Source organism: Oleiphilus sp. HI0066 (assembly GCF_001635725.1).
The window spans coordinates 1-1,101 of record NZ_LWFH01000249.1 but is presented as its reverse complement, the minus strand read 5'-3'; the positions used below and the strand labels follow the sequence as shown (position 1 = coordinate 1,101).

The 1,101-nt window shown below is 44.5% G+C and carries 1 protein-coding gene and 1 pseudogene; both read left to right on the top strand.

What is annotated here, in order from left to right; translation table 11 throughout:
• A partial coding sequence (crcB, locus tag A3738_RS03885) for a fluoride efflux transporter CrcB (protein ID WP_231876524.1) occupies window positions 1-407 on the top strand: 407 nt, incomplete at its 5' end.
• A 34-nt stretch (window positions 408-441) separates the two neighbouring features.
• Window positions 442-1,101, top strand: a pseudogene (locus A3738_RS03880) (serine--tRNA ligase); the annotation flags it as partial.

The window sequence follows — 1,101 nt, the reverse complement described above, 5'->3', positions numbered from 1 at the left end:
CTGCGTCTACAATCAAGAAGGGGGGGAGCAGGGAAATGAAAGTGCTTATTGGCGTTGCCATAGCAGGCGCAGTTGGCGCACTGTTACGTTTCGGTGTCACTCTTCTTGTCGGCCAGCGTTTTTTCCCTTGGGCGACTCTTTCCGTCAATGTTGTTGGGTCGTTTTTGATGGGAGTAGCTTATGTTGCGATTGTCGAAAAAGCTATTATTCACCCAGACTTGAAACCTGTCATTATGGCGGGAGGCCTTGGTGCTTTCACGACCTTTTCCGCGTTCTCTCTAGAGGTGTGGGCTTTCATTGAGAAAGGTGCGCTTTCGTATGCGCTACTTTATATTTTTAGTTCAGTGTTGTTGTCTATTACGGCACTGTGGTTGGGTATCGTAATTAGTCGTTACTGCCTCGCATAAAGAATTGAACAAAATTAAACGAAGTTGATTAGTCATGTTAGATCCAAAACTTATTCGTAGCGACGCTCAAGCAATTGCAGAGCGCCTTAAAATCAAAAAATATGAGCTTGATGTAGCCGGATTTGAAGCTTTAGAAGAAAGACGTAAAGCGATTCAAGTGGAAACTGAGACCTTGCAAAGCGAGCGTAATGCCCGTTCGAAGGGAATTGGTAAAGCTAAAGCGGCCGGCGAAGATATTGCACCACTAATTGCTGAAATGGATAAGATGGGCGCTGCTTTAGAAGAGAAAAAAGCCGAGCTTAAAGTTCTTCAAGATGAGATAAATGCGTTGTTAGCTGGAATGCCAAACATTCCTGACGAAGAGGTTCCTACTGGTAACGACGAAAATGATAACGTCGAAGTCGCTGTTTGGGGCGAACCAACTACGTTTGATTTTGAAGTGAAGGATCATGTTGCGTTAGGCGAAGGCTTGGGCAAATTAGATTTCGAAACAGCAAGTAAGCTAACCGGATCGCGCTTTGTATTGATGCGTGGCGCCTTAGCTAAATTACATCGTGCTCTTGCTCAATTTATGCTTGATACGCATACCGAGACTAATGGCTATGAAGAGCTATACCTGCCGTACATCGTCAATGACGAGTCTTTGTACGGTACCGGTCAGTTGCCAAAATTTGCAGAAGATTTATTTAAGCTC